The sequence below is a fragment of the Streptomyces sp. MMCC 100 genome (assembly GCF_041538145.2).
In the GTDB taxonomy this organism is placed as follows: domain Bacteria; phylum Actinomycetota; class Actinomycetes; order Streptomycetales; family Streptomycetaceae; genus Streptomyces.
In genome coordinates, this window is the sequence record NZ_JBGORK020000001.1 from 6818450 (window position 1) to 6836322 (window position 17873).

General features: G+C 71.4%; 18 protein-coding genes. 11 read left to right on the top strand and 7 right to left on the bottom strand.

Annotated elements, in window-relative coordinates; all coding sequences use genetic code 11:
• Window positions 1–109 precede the first annotated feature (109 nt).
• From ABS735_RS31390 to ABS735_RS31405, 4 genes are all read left to right on the top strand, one after another.
• Window positions 110–982, top strand: a complete 873-nt coding sequence (locus ABS735_RS31390) for a methylenetetrahydrofolate reductase (RefSeq protein ID WP_373902644.1) — start codon at window positions 110–112, stop codon at window positions 980–982.
• Window positions 979–1890, top strand: a complete 912-nt coding sequence (purU, locus tag ABS735_RS31395; protein WP_373902645.1) for a formyltetrahydrofolate deformylase — start codon at window positions 979–981, stop codon at window positions 1888–1890. Before ABS735_RS31390 ends, purU begins: the two co-directional genes overlap by 4 nt.
• A 322-nt stretch (window positions 1891–2212) precedes the next feature.
• Window positions 2213–3076 (top strand): bifunctional 5,10-methylenetetrahydrofolate dehydrogenase/5,10-methenyltetrahydrofolate cyclohydrolase, encoded by an 864-nt coding sequence (locus ABS735_RS31400; protein WP_373902646.1) that lies wholly within the window; start codon window positions 2213–2215, stop codon window positions 3074–3076.
• A gap of 97 nt (window positions 3077–3173) precedes the next feature.
• The gene (locus tag ABS735_RS31405; RefSeq protein WP_373902647.1) at window positions 3174–4226 is read left to right on the top strand and encodes a chorismate-binding protein; all 1053 of its coding nucleotides are present in this window, start codon (window positions 3174–3176) and stop codon (window positions 4224–4226) included.
• A gap of 7 nt (window positions 4227–4233) precedes the next feature.
• Here the strand turns inward: ABS735_RS31405 and ABS735_RS31410 are convergent, their stop codons facing one another.
• Window positions 4234–5346: a cobalamin-independent methionine synthase II family protein gene (locus ABS735_RS31410; RefSeq protein WP_373902648.1), complete on the bottom strand. Its 1113-nt coding sequence runs from the start codon at window positions 5344–5346 to the stop codon at window positions 4234–4236.
• A 168-nt stretch (window positions 5347–5514) separates the two neighbouring features.
• Window positions 5515–6141 (bottom strand): TetR/AcrR family transcriptional regulator, encoded by a 627-nt coding sequence (locus tag ABS735_RS31415; RefSeq protein WP_373902649.1) that lies wholly within the window; start codon window positions 6139–6141, stop codon window positions 5515–5517.
• A 266-nt stretch (window positions 6142–6407) separates the two neighbouring features.
• Here ABS735_RS31415 and ABS735_RS31420 point away from each other — a divergent pair, with 266 nt between their 5' ends.
• Complete coding sequence (locus tag ABS735_RS31420; RefSeq protein WP_373902650.1) at window positions 6408–7601, top strand: MBL fold metallo-hydrolase; 1194 nt, start codon at window positions 6408–6410, stop codon at window positions 7599–7601.
• Between the two features lie 364 nt (window positions 7602–7965).
• Here the strand turns inward: ABS735_RS31420 and ychF are convergent, their stop codons facing one another.
• Window positions 7966–9054, bottom strand: coding sequence for a redox-regulated ATPase YchF (gene ychF / locus ABS735_RS31425; protein ID WP_373902651.1), 1089 nt, complete (start codon window positions 9052–9054; stop codon window positions 7966–7968).
• A gap of 194 nt (window positions 9055–9248) precedes the next feature.
• Here ychF and ABS735_RS31430 point away from each other — a divergent pair, with 194 nt between their 5' ends.
• The gene (locus ABS735_RS31430) at window positions 9249–9854 is read left to right on the top strand and encodes a DUF6542 domain-containing protein (protein ID WP_373902652.1); all 606 of its coding nucleotides are present in this window, start codon (window positions 9249–9251) and stop codon (window positions 9852–9854) included.
• A 69-nt stretch (window positions 9855–9923) separates the two neighbouring features.
• On the opposite strand, the gene ppgK is transcribed toward ABS735_RS31430, so the two are convergent.
• Both ppgK and ABS735_RS31440 read right to left on the bottom strand, forming a co-directional pair.
• On the bottom strand, window positions 9924–10664 hold the full coding sequence (gene ppgK, locus ABS735_RS31435; RefSeq protein WP_373902653.1) for a polyphosphate--glucose phosphotransferase: 741 nt from the start codon (window positions 10662–10664) through the stop codon (window positions 9924–9926).
• A gap of 53 nt (window positions 10665–10717) precedes the next feature.
• Window positions 10718–11734, bottom strand: a complete 1017-nt coding sequence (locus ABS735_RS31440) for a 4-hydroxy-3-methylbut-2-enyl diphosphate reductase (protein ID WP_373902654.1) — start codon at window positions 11732–11734, stop codon at window positions 10718–10720.
• A 104-nt stretch (window positions 11735–11838) separates the two neighbouring features.
• On the opposite strand from ABS735_RS31440, the gene ABS735_RS31445 reads away from it, so the two are divergent.
• From ABS735_RS31445 to ABS735_RS31455, 3 genes are all read left to right on the top strand, one after another.
• Window positions 11839–13221 carry an APC family permease gene (locus ABS735_RS31445; RefSeq protein WP_373902655.1) on the top strand — a complete coding sequence of 461 codons (1383 nt, stop codon included), beginning with the start codon at window positions 11839–11841 and terminating at the stop codon, window positions 13219–13221.
• A 181-nt stretch (window positions 13222–13402) separates the two neighbouring features.
• Window positions 13403–14611: an exodeoxyribonuclease VII large subunit gene (gene xseA, locus ABS735_RS31450; RefSeq protein WP_373902656.1), complete on the top strand. Its 1209-nt coding sequence runs from the start codon at window positions 13403–13405 to the stop codon at window positions 14609–14611.
• A 9-nt stretch (window positions 14612–14620) separates the two neighbouring features.
• On the top strand, window positions 14621–14887 hold the full coding sequence (locus ABS735_RS31455) for an exodeoxyribonuclease VII small subunit (RefSeq protein ID WP_373902657.1): 267 nt from the start codon (window positions 14621–14623) through the stop codon (window positions 14885–14887).
• Here the strand turns inward: ABS735_RS31455 and ABS735_RS31460 are convergent.
• Window positions 14884–15105, bottom strand: a complete 222-nt coding sequence (locus ABS735_RS31460) for a DUF4287 domain-containing protein (protein WP_153178150.1) — start codon at window positions 15103–15105, stop codon at window positions 14884–14886. The two genes, ABS735_RS31455 and ABS735_RS31460, sit on opposite strands and share 4 nt — an antisense overlap.
• A gap of 238 nt (window positions 15106–15343) precedes the next feature.
• On the opposite strand from ABS735_RS31460, the gene ABS735_RS31465 reads away from it, so the two are divergent.
• On the top strand, window positions 15344–15934 hold the full coding sequence (locus tag ABS735_RS31465) for a malonic semialdehyde reductase (RefSeq protein ID WP_373902658.1): 591 nt from the start codon (window positions 15344–15346) through the stop codon (window positions 15932–15934).
• Between the two features lie 97 nt (window positions 15935–16031).
• On the opposite strand, the gene ABS735_RS31470 is transcribed toward ABS735_RS31465, so the two are convergent.
• A complete protein-coding gene (locus tag ABS735_RS31470; RefSeq protein ID WP_373902659.1) occupies window positions 16032–16568 on the bottom strand; it encodes a DUF4245 domain-containing protein in 537 nt (178 codons plus the stop codon).
• 126 nt (window positions 16569–16694) lie between these two features.
• Here ABS735_RS31470 and glpX point away from each other — a divergent pair, with 126 nt between their 5' ends.
• Window positions 16695–17726 carry a class II fructose-bisphosphatase gene (gene glpX / locus ABS735_RS31475; protein WP_030145768.1) on the top strand — a complete coding sequence of 344 codons (1032 nt, stop codon included), beginning with the start codon at window positions 16695–16697 and terminating at the stop codon, window positions 17724–17726.
• Window positions 17727–17873 lie beyond the last annotated feature (147 nt).

A 17873-nucleotide genomic window follows, 5' to 3' on the forward strand; every position in this document is an offset into this window, starting at 1 on the left:
GGGAGAAGACGTCCCGGCCGGCCCGGTTCCGGGCGCCCTCCCACCGCCGTCCTCGACCGCGGGCATCGGACCCGCCGGGCCGGTCGCCCCCGCCTTCGCAAGGAGCATCATGAACCCCCTCGGCACCGCGTCCCCGGTGGTGAGTACGTCACTGCTGGAGGACTTCTCCCTGGAAATGACCGGCAAGGACGTGCCCAAGCTGGATGAGGCCGCCGGCCTCATCCCCCAGGGCACCCGCTTCAACGTCACCTTCCTCGGCAACGAGAACCTGCGGATGCGGCTCGACGCCGCCCGGGCCGTCAAACGCCTGGGCTTCACGCCGGTACCGCACATCTCCGCCCGACGCCTCACCTCCCGGGCCGACTTCGAGCAGTTCCTCGCCGGCCTCCAGGCGGACGGTACCGGCGCGGACGTCTTCGCCGTCGGCGGCGACCCGACGCGCCCGGAGGGTCCGTACGCGGACTCCCTGGCCCTGATCGAGTCGGGCCTGCTCCCGGAGTACGGCGTCCGGCACGTCGGCATCACGGGATATCCGGAGGGCCATCCGGACATACCGGGGGACGTGCTGTGGTCCGCGCTCCGCGAGAAGAGCGCGTCGTTGGCCGCCCAGGGCCTGGACGGCAGCGTCATCACCCAGTTCGGCTTCGACGTCGACCCCGTCCTCGCCTGGCTCGAGCAGGTCCGCGGCCACGGCATCACGCTGCCGGTCCGCATAGGCGTACCCGGTCCGGCCGGGGTGCGGCGGCTGATGTCGTACGCCGCCCGGTTCGGTGTGGGCACCAGCGCCTCCATCGCCAAGAAGTACGGCCTGTCGATCACCAACCTCATGGGAACCGCGGGACCGGACAAGTTCCTGCACGCCCTCGCCGAGGGCTACGACCCGGCCCGGCACGGCACAGTGAAGATCCACTTCTACACGTTCGGCGGTCTCAAGGCCACGTCCGAATGGATCGCCCAGTTCAGGAAGGAAGCGCTCGCATGACGGTCACCACCCAGGCCGCTCTCACCGCGGCGGCCAGGAGAAACAAGGGGACCGACCACCAGGCGTCGTTGATCGTCCAGGGCGCCGACGCGACCGGCATCGTCGCGGCCGTGGCCTCCGTCCTGAGCAAGCACGGCGCCAACATCGTCTCCCTGGACCAGTACTCGGACGATCCGCAGGGAGGTGCCTTCTTCCAGCGCACCGTCTTCGGCCTGGACGGCCTCCAGGCCGCCCTGCCCGCACTGCGCGCCGACTTCGACGAGGAGCTGGTCAAGCGCTACGGACTCACCTACACCCTGCGAGACCTGTCGGTCCCCAAGCGCGTGGCCGTCTTCGCCTCCAAGTCGGACCACTGCCTGCTCGACCTGCTCTGGCGCCACCGGCAGGGCCAACTGCCGGTCAGCATTCCGATGGTCATCTCCAACCACCCCGACGTCGCCGAGGAGGTGCGCAGCTTCGGCATCCCCTTCTTCCACGTCCCCTCCGCCGGGCCGGACAAGTCCGCCGCCGAGGCCGAGCACCTGCGGCTGCTCAAGGACAACGTGGACTTCGTCGTCCTCGCCCGCTACATGCAGATCCTCTCCGGCGACTTCATCGAGCAGGCCGGCGTGCCGATCATCAACATCCACCACTCCTTCCTGCCCGCCTTCATCGGCGCCGGCCCCTACGCCAAGGCCAAGGAACGCGGCGTGAAGCTGGTCGGTGCCACCGCCCACTACGTCACCGAGGACCTCGACGAGGGCCCGATCATCGAGCAGGACGTCGTACGCGTCAGCCACGCCGACACCGCCGCCGACCTCACCCGCCGCGGCGCCGACGTCGAACGCGCCGTCCTCTCCCGCGCGGTGCTCTGGCACGCCGAGGACCGGGTCGTCCGCAACGGCAACCACACCATCGTCTTCGCCTGAATTCTTCGCCTGGACTTTTCGCCCGAACTTTCGTGTGAATTCGTCACCTGAATTCTTCGTGTGAATCACAGCCGATCCCGTCGGTCCGTCCACACGGCCCGACGGGGAAACCGCCCGGAACGGGGGACAGGTGGTCTCGTCGCGCGCCGGAACAGGCCACCGGGGCGGCGGACGTGGCGGACTCCGCACGGTCCGCCGCGGTGCTCACCGCCGCCCCGGTCCCCCCGGCGCCGTACACCGCGGTCGCGTACGGCCGCGACCCCGCACGCAACCCTCGCCACCGGGCGAATCGTCCACCGATCACAGAAAGCGGTTCGCCACCATGACCACCACGATCGACGGCGCCCGGCTCGCCCGGGACATCCGGGCCCGCGTCGCCGAGCGGGTCGCCCAGCTCAAGTCCGACGGTCACGTTCCCGGGCTGGCGACGATCCTGGTCGGCGACGATCCGGCCAGTGCCGTGTACGTCGCCGCCAAACGGCACGCCATCCGCGAGGCGGGGATGCGCGACGTCCACCGACACCTTCCTCGGCACGCCACCCAGGACGCGGTGGCGGAGGTCGTCGACGAACTGGCCGCCGACCCGGACGTCTCGGGCATCCTCCTCCAACTCCCGCTGCCCGTGCACCTCGACGCCGCGCCGCTGATCGACCGCGTCCCGGTCACCAAGGACGTCGACGGCCTCACCACGGCCAGCGCCGGCCGCCTGGCCCGGGGCGAACGCGGGCTGCGCCCCTGCACCCCCAGCGGCGTCATCGCACTCCTCGACGCCGAAGACATCGCGCTGAAGGGCGCGTGCGTCGCCGTCGTCGGCTGGGGCGAACTCGTCGGCCGCCCTCTGGCCCAGCTGCTGCTCCGCCGGGGTGCCACGGTGACCGTCGCCCACGAGTTCACCGCCGACCTCGCCGCCGTCACCCGCCCCGCCGACGTCGTCGTGGTCGCCACCGGCGTCCGCGGCCTGATCGGCCCCGAGCACGTCAAGCCCGGCGCCACCGTCATCGACGTCGGCATCCACCGCACCCCCGACGGCATCACCGGGGACGTCCGCGCCGCCGAACTCGACGGCATCGCCGGCCGCATCACGCCCGTGCCCGGCGGCGTGGGCCCGATGACCATCGCCATGCTCCTGGTCAACACCCTCCAGGCAGCCGAGTGGGAAGCCGGGCGGGAGGCCGTGCCCGCGTAGCCGGGCTCCGGCCCCGGGCGAGCGCCGACACCAGCACGCGCGTCTCCGCCGAGGAAATCCGAGGAAAGCCCAGGAAAGCCCAGGAAAGGCGCCGGACTTGAAGGATCTCGCTCCGCTGGCCAGGTTCGCCGGCCGCCTGGCGACCGGTCTCGTCGACGTCACCCACGATCCCGGGGCTCTCGACTCCGAGGGCTTCTGGGCTGTCGTCGCCGACTTCGAAGGCCGTCTGACGTGCGCCCGCTTCCGTGACGTCCGCTTCTCTCCGCGGGACGCGCGTCCGGCGGGCCGGTGGCGTGGACCGGGGCGGGACCAGTGGACCACCTCGCTCGACCGGGCCGCCTACACCGCGGGCGTACGGCGTGTTCGCGCACACATCGCCGCCGGGGAGGTCTACCAGGCCAACCTCTGCCGCGTACTCTCCGCGCCGCTCGCCGCCGACGCGGACATCGAGGCGCTCGCCGACCGGCTCGCCGCACGGCACCATGCCCCCTACGCCGGTCTGGTCCGGCTGCCGGAGCACGGCGTGGAAGTGGTCTCGGCCTCTCCCGAGCTGTTCCTGCGCCGTTCCGGCCGGGTGATCGAGTCGGGACCGATCAAGGGGACCGGACGTACCGAGGCGGATCTCCTGGAGAAGGACCACGCCGAGAACGTCATGATCGTCGACCTGGTCCGCAACGACCTCGGCCGGGTCTGCGCGACCGGCACTGTCACCGTCCCGGACCTGTGCGCCGTGGAAAAACACCCGGGGCTGGTCCACCTGGTCTCCACCGTACGCGGGGAACTGCGTGCCGGGGCCGGCTGGGCGCACCTGCTGGCGGCGGCCTTTCCGCCCGGCTCCGTCACCGGCGCCCCCAAGGAAAGCGCGCTCGACATCATCCGCGCTCTGGAGACCGCGCCCCGGGGGCCGTACTGCGGTGCTGTCGGATGGGTCGACGCGGACCGCGGCCACGGTGAACTCGCCGTGGGCATCCGCACCTTCTGGGCCGACCGCGTCCTGGAGCGCCTGTTCTTCGGGACCGGCGCCGGGATCACCTGGGGCTCCGACCCCGAGCGGGAGTGGGAGGAGACGGAACTCAAGGCGGCCCGGCTGCTGGCCCTCGCCTCCAACGGCACGGGCGCCGGCGGCGGCGCCCCCTCCCCCGCCCCGTAGCGTTCCCTCAGCCCCACACGAGGCGGGCCGTCCTGGCCACCAGCTCCAGCTTGCGGCGCTGGTCGTCGACGGTCAGCAGGTTGCCCTGGCTCGTGGAGGCGAACCCGCACTGCGGGCTGAGGGCGAGCTGCTCCAGGGGCAGGTACCGGGAGGCTTCGTCGATGCGGCGTCGCAGGGTGTCGACCGACTCCAGCTCCGCGACCTTGGTCGACACCAGCCCCAGCACGACGGTCTTGCCGGGCGGGACGAGCCGCAGCGGTTCGAAGCCGCCGGAACGTTCGGTGTCGTACTCCAGCAGGAACCGGTCGACCTCCACCTCGCCGAAGACCCGTTCGGCGATGGGTTCGTAACCACCCTTGGCGGACCAGGCGCTGCGCATGTTGCCGCGGCAGAAGTGCATGGCGACGGTCGTCCCGGGTCGATGGGCGCGCGCGGCACGGATCAGCGAGTTGTCCGTGTCGATGATGTGACCGAGGTGAGCGTCGAGATCCGTCACCCGGCGCATCCGCGCGGCCTCCGGGTCGATGTTGGCCCAGTAGGCGAGGGAGTCGAGCTGCAGCCAGGTGGCCCCGGCGTCGATCAGCCCGACGATGTCCCGCCGGTAGATCTCGGCGAGCGCGGCGACCGCGTCCTGCCGGGTCGGGTAGACGCCGTCGGACACACCCGGACGCCAGAAGCCCGCCACCATGGTCGGGCTCGCCATGGTGATCTTGTAGGGGCCGGAGGAGTTCTCGGCCAGCCACCGGGCCTCGGTCAGGGACAGCGGGGTGCGCCGGAACAGGGGTCCGCCGATCGCGACGGCGGCGACCTCGCCCTCCAGTTCGGCGCCGTCGGTGTCGCGGTGCCAGCGTGGCCGGGTCGACGACTCCTCGGCGGGGACCAGTCCGCCGACGGTCTGGACCACCGAGGCCATGAAGTCGTCGCGCCGCACCTCGCCGTCGGTGAAGACCTGCATGCCGGCGTCCCGTTGCAGCTTCAGCGCGGCCGCCGCCGCGGCGTCCTCCAGCTCGGTCAGGCGCTCGGCCGGCAGGGCGCCCTGCCGGTGCTCGGCGCGCGCCGCCAGTAGTTCGGCGGGTCGCAGCAGGCTTCCCACGTGCTCGGCCCGGATCGTCGTCGTCATCGGCCTTCCCTCCGTGCGGTACCAGAAGCGCTCGCTCGGCCGTCGGGCTGACGACGGTGGCGGACGGATGTACGGTACGGTCCAGTACACATGCCCGCAAGAGGTCCGCCCGCGCCAACGTGACCGCTGTGGAACGGGGAACGGGGAACGGGAAGAGGTCGGCCCCCGTCACTCAGTGGCGCGAACGGCCACGCCACGGAGGAAGACGCGCACCGCCTCCACGACGGACGCGTGCACCTCGGCCTCGGTGAGCTTGCGCGGCGCGTCGGTGAGCAGCCGCATCTGCGCGTCCCCGAGCATGGCCTGGTACAACTGCGCCGCGGCCCGGAGCGGATCGGTGACCTCGATCAGGCCGTCGTCGCACGCCTGTCGCAGACAACGCCCGATGACCGCGTGCCCCGCGGCCGGTCCGTGCTCCGCGAACACCGCGCCCAGCCCCGGAATCCGTTCCGCCTCGGCCGTCACCAGCCGGTGCAGGGCGACGGCCTGCGGGCTGAGGACGATGGAGGCGAAGTGCTCACCCAGCGCCACCAGGTTGTCGGCGAGACTCTCGCCGTCCGGCGCGAAGGCGTGCAACGGCCGCGACCACTCGTCGCACAGCGCCTCCACGGCGGCGCGGAACAGCGCGCTCTTGTCCGCGAAGTACCGGTAGAGCGTCGCCTTCGACCCGCCCACCGCCGCCAGAACGTCCTCCATGGAGACGCCCGTGTAACCACGCACGATGAACAACTCGCCGGCCGCCCGCACGATGCGCTGCCGACGGTCCGTCGCCGTCATCCTTCGTACGCTCGTCATGCCATGGATGGTAGGCGACCACCGGTCGGGGGCTTCCCGGCGACGGTGCCGTCCCGACGTACCGCGCCACCTAATCCTGCGCTCCGCGCACGCTCGATCCCGACCACAGTGTGGACACGGCCTGAGCCGGCGGAGATCGTTGCACGGCGCGGCAGTCACAGCGGCCCCATCCCGTCCCGGCCTGCCCTTCCTGTCCGCGCGCCCCACTCCCGTGAGCCGCCGCGAGCCGCCGTGAGCCGCCGTGAGCCGTAGAGAGGCGCTGCCATATGCACCGATCCGCAGGGGACCAGCCGTCGAAGGACCGTGAGACCGTCGAGGCGCGGTCCGTGGCGCCCGGCCGTACCACGCGCAGAGCGATGCTCGCCGGTCTCGCCGGCGCGGCCGCGGTCACGGCGCAGTGGGCAGGCCCGCAGGCGGTGGCCGCACCCGCCCGCCCGGCACCTCCGTCCGAGGCGCCTGTGTCACTGACCCTGCTGGGCACCAACGGGGGCCCGCCCCCGTTGGCCGCCCGGTACGGCATCTCCTCGGCCCTGGTCGTCAACGGCAGGACGTACGTCGTCGACTGCGGCCGGGGAGCGGTCAGCCAGTACATGAGGGCCGGCCTGTCCATGCCCTCGCTCACCGGCATCTTCCTGACCCACCTGCACGCCGACCACGTCGTGGACTACTACGCCTTTCCGTTGCTCTCCGCCGGAGCCTCGGGGGAGGCGGGCTTCCGCACCCCGATCGACGTCTACGGACCCGGTCCGGCAGGCATCCCGTCGACCGTGGCCACCGCGCCCGGACCGGTCCCGGGCACCGCCGAGATGACAGAGCTGGCCGCGCGGGCGTACGCCGCCTCGCCGAGCTTCTTCATGAGCGAGCACACGGGCTCCGACCCCACCGCCCTGCTGCGCGTCCACGACGTTCTGCCGCCCGCGAGCACGGGTGCGTCGGCGACCGACACCGCCCCGAGGATGCTCCCCTTCACCGTCATGGAGGACGACGACGTCAAGGTCACCGCGGTGCTGGTCCCGCACGGCGCGGTGTTCCCCGCCTACGCCTACCGCTTCGACACCGACCACGGCAGTGTCGTCTTCTCCGGCGACACTTCGCCCACCCCGAACCTGGTCGCACTCGCCCGGCACGCGGACGTCCTCGTGCACGAGGCCCTGTATCCCGACGGACTGGCGGGCCTGGGGCTGCCGCAGGAGATGATCGACCACATCCTGGCCACCCACACGGATGTCGCGGACCTCGGCAGGATCGCCGCCGAAGCCGACGTACGGACACTCGTCGCCACCCACCTCAGCCCCGGTGACCCGGCGGCCGTTCCCGAAGCGACATGGCGCCGACTGCTCAGGAACAGCGCGCGCCGAGCCGGCTTCAGCGGCCGCACGGTCCTGGGAGCCGACCTGCTGCACCTTCCTGTGGAGCCCGGCGCAGGGGGCAGGAAATCCAGGACCTACCCAGCACGATGAAAATCAAGGCGCCTGACCCCGCACCGGACAGCAAGGCTGTAGGCACTCACAGTGGCCAAGCAGTCAGCAGGTCGCCGGGGCCGTAGGCGGCATCGAGCCCCCGGCAGTCGACTCCACTGCGCGAGACCGCCACGACGGGAACAGGCGCGTCGGTGAGGGCGGCATGCCCGGCGACCTCCACGCGTGATACTAAATCCGATGTTACTAACATAGACGTTGGCGTAGACAGCCGAGACCTCCGAGGTTTCTTCACCGGCGCGCCGCCGGCATCCCGACGCGGAAACGGAAGGGCCCGGCCTCGAAAGGCCGGGCCCCTGGCCGGCTTGCGTGTCCGTCGGGCCATCGGCGTGGCCGTACGGCACGGCTACACGTTGAAGCGGAACTCCACCACGTCCCCGTCCTGCATCACGTAGTCCTTGCCCTCCATGCGCGCCTTGCCCTTGGCGCGGGCCTCCGCGACCGAGCCCGTCTCGACCAGGTCGTCGAAGGAGATGACCTCGGCCTTGATGAAGCCCTTCTGGAAGTCGGTGTGGATGACACCGGCGGCCTCGGGGGCGGCGGCGCCCTTCTTGATGGTCCAGGCGCGGGATTCCTTGGGGCCGGCCGTCAGGTAGGTCTGCAGGCCGAGGGTGCGGAAGCCGACGTGGGCGAGGGTGGCGAGGCCGGGCTCGTCCTGGCCGACGGACTGGAGGAGTTCGAGGGCCTCGTCCTCGTCCAGCTCGGCGAGGTCCGCCTCCAGCTTGGCGTTGAGGAAGATCGCCTCGGCGGGGGCGACCAGGGCGCGCTGCTCGTTCTTGAAGTCCTCGTCGGTCAGCTCGTCCTCGTCGACGTTGAAGACGTAGAGGAAGGGCTTCGTGGTGAGGAGGTGGAGGTCGTGGAGCAGTTCGTTGCGCTCGGTGCCCTGGACGATGCCGTGCGCGAAGAGCGTGTCGCCCTTCTCCAGGATCTCCTTGGCCTCCTCGACCGCCTTGACCTTGGGAGCGACGTCCTTCTTGATGCGCGACTCCTTCTGGAGGCGCGGGAGGACCTTCTCGATGGTCTGCAGGTCGGCGAGGATCAGCTCGGTGTTGATCGTCTCGATGTCGTCCTTCGGCGAGACCTTGCCGTCGACGTGCACGACGTTCTCGTCCTTGAAGGCGCGGATGACCTGGCAGATCGCGTCGGACTCGCGGATGTTGGCCAGGAACTTGTTGCCCAGGCCCTCGCCCTCGCTCGCACCGCGCACGATGCCCGCGATGTCGACGAAGTCGACCGTGGCCGGGAGGATCTTCTCGGAGGAGAAGATCTCGGCCAGCTTCGTCAGGCGGGGGTCGGGGACGCCCACGACGCCGACGTTGGGCTCGATCGTGGCGAACGGGTAGTTGGCCGCGAGCACGTCGTTCTTGGTCAGGGCGTTGAACAGGGTCGACTTGCCGACATTCGGCAGACCGACGATTCCGATCGTGAGCGACACGTTGCGACTTCCCGTACGTGAGATGCGGAGGGATGGGTGGAGTGGGGCGGGACGGGGTAGGCCAGGCAGGGCCGATCCACCAGTCTACGGGGTGTGCCGTGCCGGGCCCGCGCGGAGTCGAACGCTTGGCCAAGCTCCGACCGACGGCGTGTCTGTCGGGCTATTCGGCACATAAACAGACCTAAGTTGGTCCAGTGGAGCAATACAGCACGCGACCTGCGCAGTACGGACCGCGACGAAACGGGGCGCCGCTGCCCGCTCAGGGGCGGGGCGGCGCCGCTGCCGCACGGCCGCCGGTGGGGCGGGTCGGGCGGCCGGTGCGACAGCGACCGGCACCGGTGCGGCCGGCTCCCGGACCGCCGGGTTCGCCGGTGGCCCGGGCGGTGCGTGCTCTGCGCGCGCTGCCCAATCCCCGGTTGACGGGACTGGGCAGCGGTCTGTTCTGCGCGGCCGTGATGACCCTGCTGGGCTTCCTGGACGGGCTGCTGTTCGGAGCGTCGCTGACCGTGTACGGCGTGCTGTTCGTGCCGGTGAGCCTGCTCACCGCGCTCTGGGTGCGCAGGGGCGACCTGCTGACCGCCCCCGTGGTCGTGCCGATCGCCTTCGCGGTGGGGCTGGTGCCCGTGGCCGAGAGCGGGGACGGTCTCGGCGGGCGGCTGATGGGGCTCGTGACCGCGCTGGCCACCGAGGCGGGATGGCTGTACGGCGGGACGCTGGTCGCCGGGTCGGCCGTGATCGTCCGCCGGATCCGGCTGGTGCGGCGACGGGCCGCCGCCCGGAACCGGCCCCCGGCCGCCTGACGGCACCCTCGCAGCCGACCCCCCTCAGCCAGGCCCCTCGCAACCGACCCCCGCTCAGCCGGGCCCCGCTCAGCCCGCCGCCCGCATCGCCGCCCCCACGATCCCCGCGTTGTTCTGCAGCTGAGCGGGGACGATCTCCGCCCGGACGCCCTCGATGTGCGGCAGGAACTTGTGGGACTTCCGGCTGACTCCGCCGCCGATGATGAACAGCTCCGGCGAGAACAGCATCTCGACGTGCGCGAGGTACTTCTGGACGCGGTGGGTCCAGTGCTCCCACGACATGTCGTGGTCGTCCTTGACCTTGCTGGAGGCGCGCTTCTCCGCGTCGTGCCCGTCCAGCTCCAGGTGGCCCAGCTCCGTGTTGGGGACGAGGACCCCGTCGGTGAACACCGCGCTGCCGATGCCGGTACCGAAGGTGAGCAGGATGACCGTGCCCTTGCGGCCGCGGCCGGCCCCGAAGTGCATCTCGGCGACGCCCGCCGCGTCCGCGTCGTTGACGACCGTCACGTCCAGCCCGCCCAGCCGCTCGCTGAACAGGCCGCGCGCGTCGGTGTCGACCCAGCTCTTGTCGACGTTGGCCGCGGTGCGCACCGTCGCGCCGCCCGTCACGACGCCCGGGAAGGTGAGGCCGACCTGTCCGGTCCACCCGAAGTGCTCGACGACCTGTCTGACTCCGTCGGCCACGCCGTCGGGGGTCGCCGGGTGCGGGGTCAGCACCTTGCAGCGCTCCTGGGCCAGGTCGCCCCTGTCGAGGTCCACAGGGGCGCCCTTGATCCCGGATCCGCCGATGTCCACGCCGAAGATCTGCATGGCTCCACGTTACGACGGACGACTGACAGTCACCCAGGCGGTGGCCCGGCCGGTCAGGCTCCCGCCGTACCCGAGCCGCCCCGCTCCGCCGCCAGGGACGTCGCCTCATCGCGCAGGTCGCGGCGCAGTTCCTTGGGCAGGGAGAAGGTGATGGACTCCTCGGCGGCCTTGACGATCTCCACGTCCTCGAAGCCGCGCTGCGAGAGCCACTCCAGGACCTGCTCGACCAGGACGTCCGGGACGGAGGCGCCGGAGGTGACGCCGACCGTGGTGACGCCCTCCAGCCAGGACTCGTCGATCTCGTCGGCGAAGTCCACCAGGTACGCCTCGCGGGAGCCGGCCTGCTTGGCGACCTCGACGAGGCGCTTGGAGTTGGAGGAGTTGCGGGAGCCGACGACGATGACGAGCTCCGCCTCGGCGCCCATCTGCTTGACCGCGAGCTGACGGTTCTGCGTGGCGTAGCAGATGTCGTCGCTCGGCGGGGAGATGAGCTGCGGGAACTTGTCCTTGAGCGCGTCGACGGTCTCCATGGTCTCGTCGACGGAGAGGGTGGTCTGCGACAGCCAGACGACCTTCGACGGGTCGCGGACCTCGACCTTCGCGACGTCCTCGGGTCCGTCGACGAGCTGGATGTGGTCGGGGGCCTCGCCGGAGGTGCCGATGACCTCCTCGTGGCCCTCGTGGCCGATCAGCAGGATGTCGTAGTCGTCGTTCGCGAAGCGGACGGCTTCCTTGTGGACCTTGGTGACGAGCGGGCAGGTGGCGTCGATGGTGGCGAGCCGGCCGCGCTCGGCCTCCTCGTGGACGACGGGGGCCACGCCGTGCGCGGAGAACATCACGATGTTCCCCGGCGGGACCTCCTCCGTCCGCTCGACGAAGATCGCGCCCTTCTTCTCCAGGGTCTGGACGACGTACTTGTTGTGGACGATCTCGTGTCGGACGTACACCGGAGCCCCGTACTGCTCCAGGGCTTTCTCGACGGCGATCACGGCGCGGTCCACACCCGCGCAGTAGCCACGGGGGGCGGCGAGCAGGACACGGCGGCCAGGCGAAGCAGTCATGGCACCCATCGTAAGGCCGCGTTCGGCGGGTCAAAGATCGCGTGGGTGCGGCGTTGCCGGGGAGACTGGCGGGAACGTTTGGAGACGGAGTCCGAGGCGCTGGCGGAGGAACGATGTCGCAGACCGGTACGACGGCCCCGGGGGCCGGTGAGGAACACCAGCTGAGGCGCAGCCTGGGCTTCAGGGACCTGGTCGTCTACGGTCTGCTGTTCATCGCGCCCATGGCGCCGGTCGGCGTGTTCGGCACGCTGGACGCCAAGTCGCACGGTGCGGTGGCCCTCGTCTACCTCGTCGCCACGGTCGCGATGGCGTTCACCGCTTTCAGCTACGCGCAGATGGTGCGGGTGGTCCCCCAGGCGGGGTCGGTGTTCGCGTACGCGCGCGCGGGGCTCGGAAACGGGGCCGGGTTCATCGCGGGCTGGATGGCGATGCTGGACTACGTCCTCATCCCGGCGGTGGCGTACCTGTTCTCCGGCATCGCGATGGAGGCGCTGGTCCCCGAGGTGTCGCGGTGGGTGTGGACGGCGATCGCGGTGGTCGTCACGACGCTGCTGAACCTGTGGGGGGTGCGGACGGCGGCCCGGGTGGGCTTCCTGGTGCTCGCCATGGAGATCGTCGTGCTGATCGTCTTCGTGGCCACGGCGATCGTGGTCCTGGCGCAGGACGGGGCCGAGCGCGACTGGCTCTCGCCGCTGTCGGGGGACGGCACGCAGGGGGCGTTCGCGCTGTCGGCGGTGGTCGGCGCGGTGTCGGTGGCGGTGCTGTCGTACCTGGGCTTCGACGCGATCGCCACCTTCGCGGAGGAGGTCACCGGAGGCTCGGCGAAGGTCGCGCGGGCGCTGCTGTTCTGCCTGGCGCTGGCGGGTGTGCTGTTCGTGGCGCAGACGTACCTCGTGGCGCTGCTCGAACCGGTGTCGTCGGCGCAGCTGGCGGCGGAGCCGGAGCGGCAGGGGTCGGCGTTCTACGACGCCGTGGACGCGTCGGTGGGCACGTGGCTGCACGATCTGGTGGCGGTGAGCAAGGCGATCGGCGCGGCGTTCGCGGCGCTGGCCGGGCAGGCGGCGGCCGGGCGGCTGCTGTTCGCGATGGGCCGCGACCGGCGGCTGCCGGGGGTGCTGTCTCGGACGTACGCCGGGGTGCCGCGCGTGGCGCTGCTGGTGTCGGCCGTGATCACGATGGCGGCGGCGGTGTGGGCGGCGCGCCGGGACGACGGTCTCGATCACCTGGTCTCGGTGGTCGACGTCGGCGCGCTGACCGCGTTCACGCTGCTGCACGCGAGCGTGGTGGGCTGGTTCGTGGTCCGGCGCGGCGGGGGCCCGGTGAGCTGGTGGCGGCACCTGCTGGTGCCGGTGCTGGGCGCGGCGATCACGATCGCGGTGATCGTGGAGGCGTCGGGGACCGCGCAGGTGGTCGGGGCGATCTGGCTGGCGGTGGGTCTGGTGGTGCTGGCGGCGCAGTGGCGGGGGCGCCGGGACGCGGAGACGGCGGGGGCGTGAGGCCGGGGCGCGGCGACGCGGGCTCGGCGGGGCCGCAGGGCCCGGGGCGCCGGGGGACGCGGACACCGCGGGACTGGGAGGCCGGGGAGGCGCGCAGGGACGTGGTCGTCGCGGCCAGGCTGTGAGGTCGCGCGGGCTGTGCGGGCCGGGATTGTCGGACCCGGCCGTTACGCTCGGGCGCATGGCTGCCAACTCGACTCCCGAAAGCCCGCTGCCCGTGGGCGAGGTGTCCCGGCTGATCGGGGGATGGATCGACCGGCTCGGCGCGGTGTGGGTCGAGGGACAGATCACGCAGTTGTCGCGGCGGCCGGGCGCCGGTGTGGTGTTCCTGACGCTGCGCGACCCGTCGTACGACATCTCCGTGAGCGTGACCTGCTACCGGCAGGTGTTCGACGCCGTGGCGGACGTGGTCGGCGAGGGCGCGCGGGTGGTGGTGCACGCCAAGCCGGAGTGGTACGCGCCGCGCGGGCAGCTGTCGCTGCGGGCCGCCGAGATCAAGCCGGTGGGCGTCGGGGAGCTGCTGGCGCGGCTGGAGCAGCTGAAGAAGGCGCTCGCGCGCGAGGGGCTGTTCGCGGCGGAGCGGAAGAAGCCGCTGCCGTTCCTGCCGCAGCTGATCGGCCTGGTGTGCGGCCGGGCGTCGGCGGCAGAGCGTGACGTCCTGGAGAACGCCCGGCACCGCTGGCCCGCCGTCCGCTTCGAGGTGCGCAACGTCCCGGTGCAGGGCGTGCACGCGGTGCCGCAGGTGGTGCAGGCGGTGAAGGAGCTGGACGCGCTGGACGACGTGGACGTGATCGTCGTAGCGCGGGGCGGTGGCAGCGTGGAGGACCTGCTGCCGTTCTCCGACGAGCAGCTGGTGCGGGCGGTCTCCCAGTGCCGTACGCCGGTCGTCTCGGCGATCGGCCACGAGCCGGACAGTCCGCTGCTCGACCTGGTCGCGGACCTGCGCGCCTCCACGCCGACCGACGCCGCGAAGAAGGTCGTACCGGACGTCGGCGAGGAGTACGAGCGGGTACGGCTGCTGCGCGACCGCGCCCGGCGGTGTGTGGCGGCGTTCGTCGACCGTGAGGAGCGGGGGCTGGCCCACGCGCTGGCCCGGCCGTCGATACAGGATCCGCACCGGATGATCGACGAGCGGGCCGAACAGGTGACGGCCCTGCTGGAGCGGGGCCGCCGCTCGCTGCGGCACCACCTCGACCGGGCCGACTCCGAGCTGACGCACACGCACGCGCGCGTGGTGGCCCTCTCCCCCGCCGCGACCCTCAAGCGCGGGTACGCGGTGCTCCAGCGGGCCGACGGCCACGCGGTCCGCGACCCCGGCGAGGTGGAGCCCGGTGAGACGCTGCGTGCCCGGGTCTCCGAGGGCGATTTCTCCGTACGAGTCGACGCATAGGGTGGATGGATGACCAGCGAGGTGGAGCAGCCGACGGCGATGTCCGAGGCGCTCGGGTACGAGCAGGCGCGGGACGAGCTGATCGAGGTCGTCCGGCGGCTGGAGGCCGGCGGTACGACGCTGGAGGAGTCCCTCGCCCTGTGGGAGCGGGGCGAGGAGCTGGCGAAGGTCTGCCGCCGCCGGCTGGACGGCGCCCGGGCCCGCCTGGACGCGGCGCTGGCCGAGGAGGCGGACACGGAGGGCGGGGACGGCGAGAACGAGGCCGGGGTCTCCTAGCTCTCCTTCGCCGTGTCCTCGGCCAGTGTGTGCGCGACGAGTGCGTTGGCGTGCCCGTGGCCGAGGCCGTGCTCGGTCTTGAGCCAGGTGACCAGTTCCATGTGCTTGGTGAGCGGCGAGGACCGGATGAGGTCCTTCCACTCCGCGACCGGGCGGCCGTACTTCTTCTCGATGGAGGGGAAGTAGGAGGCGGGGCCTTTCACGGTGCTGCTGCTCATGTCGGTGCACTCCCTGCGTTCGAACGACGGTGTACTGCCATACAGGACCGCGGTCGGCAGGAAAAACAATCGCCGGACGCCTGTGATCCGCATCACTTGAACGGTTGACTCTGTGAAGCGGATCACCCCACTCCCTTTTTGGTTGAAGGTTGAACTTCTTTGGCGTAGTGTCGTCGCCGTCAACGGCTCCGGCCCCCACGTCACGCGGAGCCGACGCACCCCGCAAGGAAGATCACGTATGTCTCTCGTTCTTGACCCCGCCGCGCAGGACCTGCTGTTCCGCGAGGCCCGCACCGCGAACACCTTCACCGACGAGCCGGTGACCGACGAGCAGGTGCAGGCGATCTACGACCTGGTCAAGTACGGCCCGACCGCCTTCAACCAGTCGCCGCTGCGCATCACGCTGGTCCGCTCCCCGGAGGCCCGCGAGCGCCTCGTCCAGCACATGGCCGAGGGCAACCGGCCCAAGACGGCCACCGCCCCGCTGGTCGCGATCCTGTCGGCGGACAACGAGTTCCACGAGGAGCTGCCGCAGCTCATGCCGCACGCTCCGCAGATCAAGGACGCCTTCTTCAGCGAGCGCCCCGTGCGCGAGGGTGCCGCCACGCTGAACGCCGCCCTGCAGGCCGCGTACTTCATCGTCGGCGTCCGCGCCGCGGGCCTGGCCGCCGGGCCGATGACCGGCCTCGACTTCGAGGGCGTGCGCAAGGAGTTCCTGGACGACGACCACACCCCGCTGATGGTCGTCAACATCGGCCGCCCGGGCCCGGACGCCTGGTTCCCGCGCTCCCCGCGCCTGGCCTACGACCAGGTCGTCACCACCGTCTGAGACCCACGAGCACGACGAAGCCCCCGGTGCGCGCACCGGGGGCTTCGTCGTGCTCGCGAAGCTTCCTCCGCGGAAACCGTGCGGGTACGGCGCCGGCTCAGGCCAGCTTCAGCGCCGCCGCCATCTTGCCCAGCTGCTCGAACGACCCCGTGCCGGCCACGACCGTCGTCGCGCCCTTCACGCCGTCGGTGTCGTGCAGCACCAGGGCCTCGTACCGCCCGCCCGTGTAACGGGTCCACGTCCGGCCGCCGATCTCCTCGGTGGTCCCGGTCTTCCGCGCGCCCTGGCTGGCCTCCTCGATGAACTCGGCCGGCTTCCGCGTCGACTGCTCGACCGCCACGTACTCCCCGTCGGGGGCGTGGTAGCCCAGGTGCCAGGCGTTGCCCTCGGCGCCGCGGTAGCGGACGGAGGTCGGCTTCCACTCCTCGGCCAGCCCCTCGGGCGCCGCCACCGGATACGGGGCGGCTCGGCGCGCGGTGGTCAGCTCGACCGTGTAGTCGACCCGCCTGATGTCCGGCCCGCCGTCGTCGTCGTGCGGGATGAAGAGATACATGACCAGTCCCGCGAGAACGATGACCCCCAGGGAGAGGACCATGTCCCGGGCCGTCTTCTGCTTGCCGTTCGTACCTGCCACGCCCCCTATCGTCGCAGGTCCCCCATGTGCTCATACGTGGGGTCCCCTGCTCATTCTGTCGGACTGACGATAGAGTCGTGGCCACACCCTCATCCGGCCGTCGTCGTATCAGAAAGGTGCGTTCCGATGACCGAGCATCATCTCCCGTCCGAACTGGACGTCCCCTCAGAGGCCCCCGACCGCAACCTCGCCATGGAGCTGGTGCGGGTCACCGAGGCCGCGGCGATGGCCGCCGGCCGCTGGGTCGGCCGCGGTGACAAGAACGGCGCCGACGGTGCCGCGGTGCGCGCCATGCGAACCCTCGTCCACACCGTCTCGATGAACGGCGTCGTCGTCATCGGCGAGGGCGAGAAGGACGAGGCGCCGATGCTCTTCAACGGAGAGCGGGTCGGCGACGGGACCGGGGCGGAGGTCGACATCGCCGTCGATCCCATCGACGGCACCACGCTGACCGCCAACGGCATGACCAACGCGATCGCGGTGCTGGCCGCGGCCGAGCGCGGCTCCATGTTCGACCCGTCCGCGGTCTTCTACATGGACAAGCTGGTCACGGGCCCGGAGGCCGCCGACTTCGTCGACATCAACGCGCCCGTCGCCGTGAACATCCGCCGGATCGCCAAGGCCAAGCGCCGCACGCCGGAGGACGTCACCGTCGTCATCCTCGACCGGCCCCGGCACCAGGGCCTCATCAAGGAGGTCCGGGAGACCGGCGCCCGCATCAAGCTGATCTCCGACGGCGACGTGGCCGGCTCCATCCTGGCCCTGCGCGAGGGCACCGGCATCGACCTGCTGCTCGGCATCGGGGGCACGCCGGAGGGCATCATCTCGGCCTGCGCCGTGAAGTGCCTGGGCGGCACCATCCAGGGCAAGCTGTGGCCCAAGGACGACGAGGAGCGGCAGCGCGCGGTCGACGCGGGGCACGACCTGGACCGGGTGCTGACCACCGACGACCTGGTCTCCGGGGACAACGTCTTCTTCGTCGCCACCGGCATCACCGACGGCGAGCTGCTGCGCGGGGTGCGGTACCGCTCGGAGACGGCGACGACCGACTCGATCGTCATGCGGTCGAAGTCGGGCACGGTGCGGCGGATCGACTCCGAGCACCGGCTGAGCAAGCTGCGGGCGTACAGCGCGATCGATTTCGACCGGGCGAAGTGACTCCGTCGGTTGTGCGGGGCGCCGTTTGAAGCGGGGGTGCCTGTTGTGTGGCGGCTGCGGCGCCGTCGTGGCCGGTCGCGCCCGCGCGGCGGAGCCGCAGGTCAGACACAGCCCCGCGCCCCTTGGTTGGCTGCCTTCCCCGGCGCC

Coding starts and splice junctions, on each gene's coding strand:
- ABS735_RS31415 (WP_373902649.1), bottom strand. CDS start 6,141: ATGACGAGCGTACGAAGGATGACGGCGACGGACCGTCGGCAGCGCATC.
- ppgK (WP_373902653.1), bottom strand. CDS start 10,664: ATGCAGATCTTCGGCGTGGACATCGGCGGATCCGGGATCAAGGGCGCC.
- ABS735_RS31455 (WP_373902657.1), top strand. CDS start 14,621: ATGACCAGCGAGGTGGAGCAGCCGACGGCGATGTCCGAGGCGCTCGGG.
- glpX (WP_030145768.1), top strand. CDS start 16,695: ATGACCGAGCATCATCTCCCGTCCGAACTGGACGTCCCCTCAGAGGCC.
- xseA (WP_373902656.1), top strand. CDS start 13,403: ATGGCTGCCAACTCGACTCCCGAAAGCCCGCTGCCCGTGGGCGAGGTG.
- ABS735_RS31460 (WP_153178150.1), bottom strand. CDS start 15,105: ATGAGCAGCAGCACCGTGAAAGGCCCCGCCTCCTACTTCCCCTCCATC.
- ABS735_RS31420 (WP_373902650.1), top strand. CDS start 6,408: ATGCACCGATCCGCAGGGGACCAGCCGTCGAAGGACCGTGAGACCGTC.
- ABS735_RS31440 (WP_373902654.1), bottom strand. CDS start 11,734: ATGGGTGCCATGACTGCTTCGCCTGGCCGCCGTGTCCTGCTCGCCGCC.
- purU (WP_373902645.1), top strand. CDS start 979: ATGACGGTCACCACCCAGGCCGCTCTCACCGCGGCGGCCAGGAGAAAC.
- ABS735_RS31390 (WP_373902644.1), top strand. CDS start 110: ATGAACCCCCTCGGCACCGCGTCCCCGGTGGTGAGTACGTCACTGCTG.
- ABS735_RS31410 (WP_373902648.1), bottom strand. CDS start 5,346: ATGACGACGACGATCCGGGCCGAGCACGTGGGAAGCCTGCTGCGACCC.
- ABS735_RS31400 (WP_373902646.1), top strand. CDS start 2,213: ATGACCACCACGATCGACGGCGCCCGGCTCGCCCGGGACATCCGGGCC.
- ABS735_RS31465 (WP_373902658.1), top strand. CDS start 15,344: ATGTCTCTCGTTCTTGACCCCGCCGCGCAGGACCTGCTGTTCCGCGAG.
- ABS735_RS31445 (WP_373902655.1), top strand. CDS start 11,839: ATGTCGCAGACCGGTACGACGGCCCCGGGGGCCGGTGAGGAACACCAG.